The organism is Metabacillus sp. 22489 (assembly GCF_052044855.1).
In the GTDB taxonomy this organism is placed as follows: Bacteria; Bacillota; Bacilli; order Bacillales; family Bacillaceae; genus Metabacillus; species Metabacillus niabensis.
Genome location: NZ_JBQENT010000009.1, coordinates 117,391 through 127,396, shown reverse-complemented (window position 1 = coordinate 127,396; position 10,006 = coordinate 117,391). Strand labels below are relative to the sequence as shown.

The 10,006-nt window shown below is 34.6% G+C and carries 11 protein-coding genes; all 11 read left to right on the top strand.

What is annotated here, in order from left to right:
• Positions 1-265: 265 nt before the first annotated feature.
• The 11 genes from sleB (at position 266) to ACTJJ9_RS08065 (ending at position 9,885) form a co-directional block, all read left to right on the top strand.
• Complete coding sequence (gene sleB / locus ACTJJ9_RS08115) at positions 266-1,525, top strand: spore cortex-lytic enzyme (protein ID WP_255451848.1); 1,260 nt, start codon at positions 266-268, stop codon at positions 1,523-1,525.
• Between the two features lie 15 nt (positions 1,526-1,540).
• Positions 1,541-2,887 (top strand): germination protein YpeB, encoded by a 1,347-nt coding sequence (ypeB, locus tag ACTJJ9_RS08110; RefSeq protein WP_145581546.1) that lies wholly within the window; start codon positions 1,541-1,543, stop codon positions 2,885-2,887.
• A gap of 293 nt (positions 2,888-3,180) precedes the next feature.
• Positions 3,181-3,846, top strand: coding sequence for a flagellar brake protein (locus tag ACTJJ9_RS08105; RefSeq protein WP_095301107.1), 666 nt, complete (start codon positions 3,181-3,183; stop codon positions 3,844-3,846).
• A 74-nt stretch (positions 3,847-3,920) separates the two neighbouring features.
• Positions 3,921-4,097: a YpfB family protein gene (locus tag ACTJJ9_RS08100; protein ID WP_095301108.1), complete on the top strand. Its 177-nt coding sequence runs from the start codon at positions 3,921-3,923 to the stop codon at positions 4,095-4,097.
• Positions 4,098-4,196: 99 nt separating this feature from the next.
• Positions 4,197-4,868 carry a (d)CMP kinase gene (gene cmk, locus ACTJJ9_RS08095; RefSeq protein WP_095301109.1) on the top strand — a complete coding sequence of 224 codons (672 nt, stop codon included), beginning with the start codon at positions 4,197-4,199 and terminating at the stop codon, positions 4,866-4,868.
• Between the two features lie 4 nt (positions 4,869-4,872).
• Complete coding sequence (locus ACTJJ9_RS08090) at positions 4,873-5,448, top strand: lysophospholipid acyltransferase family protein (RefSeq protein WP_095301110.1); 576 nt, start codon at positions 4,873-4,875, stop codon at positions 5,446-5,448.
• Positions 5,449-5,616: 168 nt separating this feature from the next.
• Positions 5,617-6,765 (top strand): 30S ribosomal protein S1, encoded by a 1,149-nt coding sequence (gene rpsA / locus ACTJJ9_RS08085; protein ID WP_095301111.1) that lies wholly within the window; start codon positions 5,617-5,619, stop codon positions 6,763-6,765.
• Positions 6,766-6,782: 17 nt separating this feature from the next.
• Entirely contained in the window at positions 6,783-7,844 is a 1,062-nt protein-coding gene (fni, locus tag ACTJJ9_RS08080) for a type 2 isopentenyl-diphosphate Delta-isomerase (RefSeq protein ID WP_145581545.1), read from the top strand.
• A gap of 358 nt (positions 7,845-8,202) precedes the next feature.
• A complete protein-coding gene (locus tag ACTJJ9_RS08075) occupies positions 8,203-8,802 on the top strand; it encodes a YphA family membrane protein (RefSeq protein WP_145581544.1) in 600 nt (199 codons plus the stop codon).
• Position 8,803: 1 nt separating this feature from the next.
• Positions 8,804-9,697, top strand: coding sequence for a YIEGIA family protein (locus ACTJJ9_RS08070; RefSeq protein WP_095301114.1), 894 nt, complete (start codon positions 8,804-8,806; stop codon positions 9,695-9,697).
• On the top strand, positions 9,694-9,885 hold the full coding sequence (locus tag ACTJJ9_RS08065; protein WP_095301115.1) for a capping complex subunit for YIEGIA: 192 nt from the start codon (positions 9,694-9,696) through the stop codon (positions 9,883-9,885). The genes ACTJJ9_RS08070 and ACTJJ9_RS08065 overlap by 4 nt, the downstream gene beginning before the upstream one ends.
• The last annotated feature ends 121 nt before the right edge of the window (positions 9,886-10,006 follow it).

Genomic DNA, 10,006 nt, shown 5'->3' with positions numbered 1-10,006 from the left:
TAACTTAATTTTAACAGAAAGTGTCCTTTTTTAAATGCAAAAATTAAAGCCGATGACATTTTACTTTCGTAAAATGCCACCGGCTTTTTCATTTGAAAAGGTAGGGTTTTGTCCCAGCCTCTTTGTCGTTTTCCCTGTTACGTTCTTTTTTAGAGTTTTGGTAATATTTGTGTATTATGGTTGGGTGGATAATTTGTATGAATAAAATGCCAAAGACTACAAAAAATACGTTTAAGCAATTACAACTACTTGAGGAGGCAGCAACATGAAAAACATGCGCATAATGTTGATAGTCATCTTGGTATCAATGACAACTATCACATTTCAATTTTTCTCATCAAAGGTTCCTAAGGCACATGCTTTTTCAGAACAGACTATTCAACGAGGTGCAACGGGTAGTGATGTTATTGAATTGCAGGCAAGACTTCAATATAACGGATATTATAACGGTCCAATAGATGGTGTATATGGTTGGAGCACCTATTGGGCAGTAAGGAATTATCAAAAAAGATTTGGTCTTGAAGAAGTAGACGGTTTAGTAGGGCAAAAAACGAAAGATATGTTGTTACAATCTACTACTTTTTATAAAGACTTTGTTTATGACCAAATTAATAAAGGAAGAAAGTTTACTCACTATGGTGGTGTGCCATTATCGATTCAATCAGCTCCAAATGAGAAACAGATACAGCAAGCAAGACAGGCTGCTGAACAAAGAAGGCTTCAACAAGAAAAGAAATATCAAGCTCAAGTAAATAATCAAACACAACAAAGACAGCAACAAGCAAAGGAAAGAGAACAAGAACAAGCTCAGCAACAAGCACGAGAAAGAGAGCAAGAACAAGCTCAGCAACAAACACGGGAAAGGGAACAAGAACAAGCTCAGCAACCAGCACGGGAAAGGGATCAAGAACAAGCTCAGCAACAAGCACGAGAAAGGGATCAAGAACAAGCTCAGCAACAAGCACGAGAAAGGGAGCAGGCTCAGGATCAACAGCAAGCACAGGAAAGAGAACAAGCTCAAGCCCAACAGCAAGCACGAGAAAGAGAACGAGCTCAAGCAAATCGGGAAACAGAGAGACAACAGCAAGTAAGAAGAAATCAGAATACAAATCAAACGAATAATAATAAACAGCAAAAAGACTCAACAGCAGTAAATTTACCAAATGGATTCTCACAGAATGATATACAATTAATGGCAAATGCGGTTTATGGAGAATCAAGGGGTGAACCATATATCGGACAAGTTGCAGTTGCTGCAGTCATCTTAAATCGAGTAAACAGTCCTACTTTCCCTAATACAGTATCAGGGGTCATATTTGAGCCAGGGGCCTTTACAGCGGTTGCTGATGGACAAATATGGTTAACACCAAATGAAACGGCGAAAAAGGCAGTATTAGACGCTTTAAATGGTTTTGATCCTACCGGTAATGCAATCTATTACTTTAATCCAAATACGGCAACTAGCTCTTGGATTTGGGGAAGACCACAAATCAAACGTATCGGAAAGCATATTTTCTGTAAATAGAAAGGGTGATGATATATGATACGTGGCATACTTATTGGGTTATTAACAGTTGCAGTAGTTGGTACAGGTTATTGGGGATATAAAGAGCATCAAGAAAAGGATGCAGTCTTAATTCAGGCTGAAAATAACTATCAAAGAGCTTTTCACGATTTAACGTATAAAATAGACCAACTACATGATCAAATAGGTGCTACACTAGCAATGAATTCTAAGGATTCATTATCGCCAGCCTTAGTTGACGTATGGCGACTATCATCTGAGGCACAATCAAATGTTGGACAATTGCCGTTAACTTTATTGCCATTTAATAAAACGGAAGAATTTCTAGCGGGAATCAGTGATTTTACTTATCGGACAGCTGTTCGAGATTTAGATAATGAACCTCTATCAGATGATGAATATAAATCATTAAAGTCAATGTATAAACAATCGGCAAATATTCAAGAGGAGCTTCGCAATGTACAGCATCTTGTCATTGAAAATAATTTGCGATGGATGGATGTTGAATTAGCTTTAGCATCTGGTCAAAAACAAATGGATAATACAATTATTGATGGTTTTAAGACTGTTGAAGAGAATGTAGGTGCTTATTCTGAAGCGAATTCCGATCCAACATTAACGATGATGAAAACTAACGCAGCTAAAGGTTTTAATCATTTAGAAGGAAAAGAAATAACTAGTAAGGAAGCAAAGCAAATTGCAAAGCAATTCGTTGAGAATGGTGTAAAGGATATAAATGTCACAAAAAATGGTGACGGTTCTTCTTATGAATTTTATAGCGTTTCAATGCATGATAAAAAAAATAATATTGATTTAAATATGGATATTACTAAAAAAGGCGGTCACCCAATTTATTTAGTGCAAAATCGTGATATTAAAGAAAATAAAATTAGTTTAAATGATGCAACAAATAAAGCTCGTAACTTTTTAGAAAAGCATGGTTTTAAAGATCTTGACCTGTTTGAAAGTGCACAATATGATAATGTCGGTGTGTTTTCATTTGTCTCAATTTATAATGGAGTTAGAATTTACCCAGATGCGATTCGGATGAAGGTAGCATTAGATAATGGAGAAGTAATTGGTTTTTCAGCAAGAGACTATTTAGCAGCACATAAAAAGCGAGAAATTCCAAAGCCGAAAATTACAAGAGATGATGCAGCGAAAAAATTAAATCCAAGTTTAGAAGTTCAAGAAGATAGACTTGCTCTCATTATGAATGAATTTGGAGAAGAAATCTTATGCTACGAATTCTTGGGTACAATCGATGAAGATTCTTATCGAATTTTTATCAACGCCGAGAATGGTTCAGAAGAAAAGGTAGAAAAATTAAAAAATCCAGAACCAATTTTTCAGGAAGTATAGATAATAAATTAATTAGTTTTTATGAGATATCCTATTATAGGGTATCTTTTTTGTTATACAGTACTTAAAAATTTTCGAGACTAAGGTATCTAGGTTCTTAAAAATTCTAAGTCATTTGAAGATTCACGAACTGTACTATTAGAGCAAATGCTTGGAGAGGGGTGTTTTAAGTTTGCAAGTCAACTCAATAAAAGATGTTTTAAAAGAAATCGAGTATTCAAAGTTTGAACACTCTTGCATTAGATTAAAGTTCTTGATTTAATAAGAGAAGAGATATAGGAAAGAGTGATTTTATGTTGAATATTGGGGATGTTATTCACTTAGAAACGACTGGTGATAATGTAGAAAAATTAAAGTGCAAGCTTGTAGAAAGAAAAGGAAATCAATTGTTCATAGATTATCCAATAAATATGACAACAGGTCGATCTGCCTTTTTAATGATAGGAACAGAACTAATAGCTTCGTTTGTATCAAATAAAGATCAACTAGCATTCCGTTTTCAAACTGAAGTGACTGGTAGAGTGAAGGAAAATATTCCGATGCTTTCCTTGTCATATCCAGGGGATGAGCAATTAATAAAAATCCAAAGACGAGAATATGTAAGAATCCCAGCCACACTTGATGTGGCAATTCATCCTATATTGAATGAATTTCAGCCATTCACTGCAGTAACGACAGATATTAGCGCTGGTGGCTCTGCAATTCTAATACCAAAAACTGTGAAATTACAAGAAAATCAAGAATTATACGTATGGTTTTCGCTACCATTTCAAAATGGGGCAATTGAACATATAAAAGTGCATTCAAAAGTTATCCGCATCCTCACTGTAGAAAACGATGTATTTGTAAAAGTTCCATTAAAATTCATAGATATTGATGAAAAAACGAGACAGACATTAATTCGTTATTGTTTTCAACAACAAATACAAATGAAAAGAAAAGGGCTAATAACAGAATAAAATCTGGTATTTTTAAGCATAATAAAAATTAGGAGCAATTATTCAAATGCTTAAATAATTCCGGAGATGAATGAATGAAACGTTTTGAAAGAATATTGGTGAAATTAATTGTTATTCAATTCATTGTATTAATTTTTTCACAGCTATTAATTCAACAGTCAGCTATTCAACCATACCTTTCACGAGTTGTGCAATATGAAGGTGTGAATAAAATTACGATAACCGAATGGCTAGAAACATTTAGCCAATGATGATGCAGGTGGAAACGAATTTTACCTGCTTTTCATCATGTATCATTTGAAAAATAACTATTAAGAAACTACTAGACTAAAAGACTACCTGGAGGCATTATGAGAAATAAATTATCAATAGCAATTGACGGACCTGCAGCAGCAGGGAAAAGCACAGTCGCAAAAATTATCGCGGAGCATTATGCATATATTTATATTGATACCGGTGCAATGTATCGTGCTTTAACATATAAAGCAATTCAAGCAAATATTAACTTACATGATGAGGATGCAGTGGCGGATATTCTCTCAAACATCCATATAGAATTAAAGCCAAATGAGGAAGGGCAGATTGTTCTAGTAAATGGTGAAGATGTTACAGAAGTCATAAGAACAAATGAAGTAACAAATCAGGTTTCGATTGTGGCAATGCATCCGAAAGTTAGAAGGGAAATGTTAGTTCGTCAACGTCAACTAGCAGCTGATGGTGGTGTTGTGATGGATGGACGTGATATTGGTACACATGTATTACCTAATGCGGAACTAAAAATATTCCTGAAAGCATCTGTGGAGGAAAGAGCTTTACGACGTTATGAGGAGAATAAACTAAAAGGTTTTGATACCGATCTTGACAAGTTAAAGCAAGAAATTGCAAATCGTGATAAACTTGACTCAGAGAGAGAGATTGCACCCTTGAAAAAAGCCGAGGATGCAATTGAAATAGATACGACATCTTTGACAATTGAGGGTGTTGTAAGAAAAATTGAAGATTATATAGAAGAAAGGCTTTGATATTGTGTCATTATATACATTTGCTAGGTCAGTAGTTTCAGGAATTTTAAAACCAACTTTTCGAGTGAAGGTGGAAGGGTTAGAGAATTTTCCTAAAGAAGGTGGTGTCTTCCTTTGCTCGAATCACATTAGTAATTTTGACCCGCCAATTGTAGGGATTACAGCACCGAGACAAGTATTATTTATGGCAAAAGCTGAGCTTTTTAAAGTACCTGTTTTAAATGTCTTGCTAAAAAACTTTGGGACATTTCCCGTAAATCGTGGAGGAAGCGACCGTGAAGCACTGCGTACAGGTTTAAAAATATTAAAAGAAGGAAATGTTTTAGGGTTTTTCCCTGAAGGAACTAGAAGTAAAAATGGAGAATTAGGTAAAGGACAGTCTGGTGCAGGATTTTTTGCGTTACGTTCAAATGCAGCAGTTGTCCCATGTGCAATAGTTGGGAAATATAAACCATTTAGAACATTACGAGTTATTTATGGTCAGCCAATAAAGATGGATGAATATCGTGAAAAGAAAATAACAACTGAAGAAATGTCAGCGATCATTATGAAGGAAATTGGAAAACTTCTAAAAAAATAGGAAGTAGATGGGGAGTTTCTACTTGACAAAAAGTAGCATTTATTAGAAGTTTAATAAAAGAGGTTTTTTCATTTTTATAAAAGAGTAAAAGAAGCTTTTTAATAAAAATGATATCTTACATATATTTAATCAAAAGTCGCGCAGGTTTTGACCAAGGAGGTAATTGAGATGGTAGAAGAGTTAAATAGCATTCAAGTTGAAACACCTGAGGTTGGAGATGTGGTTAAAGGTATTGTAACGAAGGTAGAAGAAAAACAGGTAATAGTCGAAATAGAAAATTGTAAGTTTACAGGGATTATTCCAATAAGTGAACTTTCAAGTTTACATGTTGAAAAGGCATCAGATGTTATAAATGAAAATGATCAATTAGAATTAAAAGTGTTAAAGGTAGAAGAAGAAGCATTAGTTCTTTCTAAGAGAGCGATAGATGCGGAAAAAGCATGGGAATCGTTGGAACGAAAATATGAATCTAAAGAGGTTTTCGAAGCGGAAGTTAAGGATGTAGTTAAAGGTGGACTTGTAGTAGATTTAGGGGTAAGAGGATTCATCCCGGCATCTTTAGTTGAAGCTCATTTTGTAGAAGACTTTTCTGATTATATGGGAAAGACATTATCCTTAATCGTTGTTGAACTTGATCGTGAGAAAAACAGAGTAATTCTTTCTCATCGTGCTGTAATTGAAAAAGAGCAAAATGAAAAGAAGTCTGCTCTACTTGAAACGATTGAAGTTGGCTCCGTTATTGAAGGGAAAGTCCAAAGATTAACTGATTTTGGTGCATTTGTTGATATTGGTGGAATTGATGGTTTGGTTCATATTTCACAGCTTTCTCATTCTCATATTGATAAGCCATCTGATGTAGTTGAGGAAGGGCAAACAGTGTCAGTTAAGGTACTAGGTGTAGATCGTGATAATGAGAGAATTTCTCTATCGATAAAAGAAACACAACCTGGCCCATGGGCTAACATCGCTGAAAAGGTTAAAGTAGGTGATGTAGTAGAAGGACATGTAAAAAGATTAGTATCATTTGGTGCATTTGTAGAAATACTACCAGGTGTAGAGGGTCTTGTTCACATTTCTCAAATTTCAAATAAACATATTGGTACACCACAGGAAGTACTTGAGTATAATCAATCAGTAAAAGTAAAAGTTCTTGATGTGAATGAAGAAGAACAACGAATTTCTTTAAGCATGCGTGAATTAGAGGAAACTCAAAAAGCATCAGATGAGGACTTCCGTAATTACCAAGCTCAGGAAGAAACTTCATCAGGATTCCAACTTGGTGAAATGATTGGAGATCAATTGAAAAAATTAAAATAATTAAAATGGTGGTATAGTTGAGCAATCGAGCAGAACGAAAACTTGAACATATTCAGCACGCATTAACAACTGGTCAAGACCGTACGAATGGACTTGAAGATATAACGTTTGTTCATCAAAGTCTACCTAATGTATCAGTAACAGATATCGATTTTTCAACAAAAATTGGCGAACTTTCTTTAAGTTCGCCAATTTTTATAAATGCCATGACTGGTGGCGGGGGACAGAGTACACTTGAAATAAATAAGGCTTTAGCAAATGTTGCGCGGGAAACAAATATTGCGATAGCTGTTGGCTCACAAATGTCTGCCCTAAAGGATAAAGAAGAAAGACCTACATATGAGGTAATAAGAAAAGTAAATAAAAGCGGAATCATTATCGGAAATTTAGGTAGTGAAGCAACAGTTGAGCAAGCAAAGCAAGCTGTTGACATGATAGAAGCAAATGCTTTGCAAATTCATCTAAATGTAGTTCAGGAGCTTATTATGCCTGAAGGTGATCGGGATTTTACTGATGTTTTAAATAGAATCGAAAAGATTGTTTCCGCTATCCCTATACCGGTTATCGTTAAAGAGGTTGGGTTTGGAATGAATAAGGAAGTAGCAAAAAAGTTAAAGGAAGTTGGTGTTTGCGTAGTTGATGTTGGAGGATACGGCGGAACAAATTTTGCAAAAGTTGAAAACTTAAGAAGAGAAAGTGTGTTAGATTATTTTAATCAATGGGGAATTCCAACTGCAGCATCTATTGCTGAGGTGAGGAGTGTCGATGAACAGATGTCGATCATCGGTACAGGAGGAATTCAAAACGCACTTGATATAGCAAAAGCGATCGGTTTAGGGGCATCAGCAGTCGGGATCTCTGGTTACTTCTTAAAGGTATTAATAGAGCAGGATGCTAAAAAATTAACACGTTTAATCGAACAAATGAAATTAGATTTAACACTTCTTATGACAGCTTTAGGCACTAGAACAATTAAAGAGCTACAACTAGCTCCTTTAATTATAACCGGTCACACACATCATTGGTTAACTGAAAGAGGAATTGATACGAAACGGTATAGTTTAAGGACTAAAGAGTGATATTTTAAATTGGCTATTACAGAAAGGAAGAATCCTTCGTGTAATAGCCTTTTTTATTTTTGCCCAGTACAACTGGTGTTGATTTCTGCTTCAGACATGTGCTTTTTATTGGATGATCTTGAGCCTCCCTCTTAAGCTCAATATGTGGGTAACCAATGACACGTTTCTCTCTACATGAGTCTTATGTATCCGTTCTAATCAATTAAGTGGATAAAAATCAAGAATAACCTTTAACATTGCTATTTATTTTAAAAAGTTCTTACCTACCTTTCTATAAAAAATTTCTCCTTATTTTCTCCAATGTTTGATTAAAGATAATTGAAAAAAGACATAATGGGTATAGTAGGAGGAGTAGGAAGTGGAAGGAATATATTTTTATTGGATTATGTGGCTAGCTTGGATAGTAACAACATTTTTAATGAAGAAAAATAAGCTGAGAGTGAAGCTGAGTATTTTTTTAATGATTACGATTTTATTAAGTAAATATTATGTCATTGTTGGAGATTACACGATAAGGGTGTCACTGTTCTTGTTTTTATTTCTTGGATATTACTTAGCTGTTAAACAGAAACAACAAAAATCGCTCTCTTTACTTATCATGACGCTAACTTTAACCTTTGCTTATTCAGGAATTTTGTTGTTCAGAGTATATGATCCCGTTTGGTTCTTCATCGATTATCGGTTATTAGTAAGTGTATTAATTGGTGTTTTAGCCATTTATTTAGGGAAACAACCTATACATAGATTTGCATTGTGTATGATTTCTATATGCCAAGGGGAATTTTTATATTGGATGATATTAGGGAAATTTTATGATGGTCTAACGATCGGTACTTCTGCTTGCTTAGATATGCTAGTGATCGGCTGTTTAATTATATTTTTATGGATGGTAACAGAACATATTATTACGATTTTAGAACATACATTACAAAAACCTGCAAAGGAGAAACAAGGTTAATATGAATGAATATACGTACCCGGTTATTTTTGGAATATTAGTCGGGGTATTATGTAGATTGCATATGTTAAAAACAGACTACCGACAATATCCAACATATTTACACGGAAAGATAATCCATATAGCACTTGGATTTATCGCTGCAGGTTTAGGAACAGTTGCTGTCCCTTCGATTATGGAGGAAGATTTTACTGCAATTACCTTTCTTACTCTTGCAGCTTCTCAATTTCGCGATGTCCGTAATATGGAAAGAAATACACTAACTGTTCTCGATGGCTATGAACTTGTCCCTCGGGGAAGCACTTATATTGAGGGAATTGCTGTTGCATTCGAGAGTAGAAATTATTTAGTTATATTTACCTCTCTTTTTACGACTTTAGCTTATTTAGTAGGAAACTTACTATTAGCCATTTTAGTAGGAATAATTTGTTTTTTTGTTTGTCGAAGATTAATGTCAGGAACTTGTATAAAAGATATTGTGACAATTGAATATGTAGAGCCGCATTTTGAAGGTGCTGGCCTGTATGTTGGAAATATTTATATTATGAATATCGGGATACCAGATAAACAGAAGGATGTTCTTAAATATGGTATGGGATTTATCCTAACTCCAAAAAGTGTAAATTCAAAAGCTACAATTGCAAATTTAGGACAAAGACAGGCGATATTACATGATGTTTCAACTGCATTAGGAGTAGTTCGTGATTCAGGTGAACCAGCTTTAGTTCCTTTAGCAAAAAGAGACCTTAGTGATGGAAGATTAGGGGTTTTTGTTTTACCCCAGGAACGAGATATAGAAAAAGCAATTCGTGTCATTGGTGAGACACCAACGCTTGAGAATGCAATTAGAATGCCTACTGAAGCAAAGGCGAATCACAAAGGAGAAAATAGATGAGTTCAACATTGGATAAATATATTCTTGCGATCATTACTACTGATAAAACTAAAGCTGCAGGTGGCACAGCAATATTTATATGTAAAACAAAAGAGGAAATGGATTTTTATGCAAAAAATCTTGAAGCAATTTTAGATGGAATCGCGCATGGAATCGGTGATGATATGTATATTGTTGTTAAACACTAAGTTGAGTATTTGAAAAATGTTTGCTAATATATAAAAGTTAAGCCCTTCTTTTTGATAGAAGGGTTTCTTTTATCAGCTTAAAAAAGGATAAAATAGTGTCGATGTTACTTTCTGAATCCAG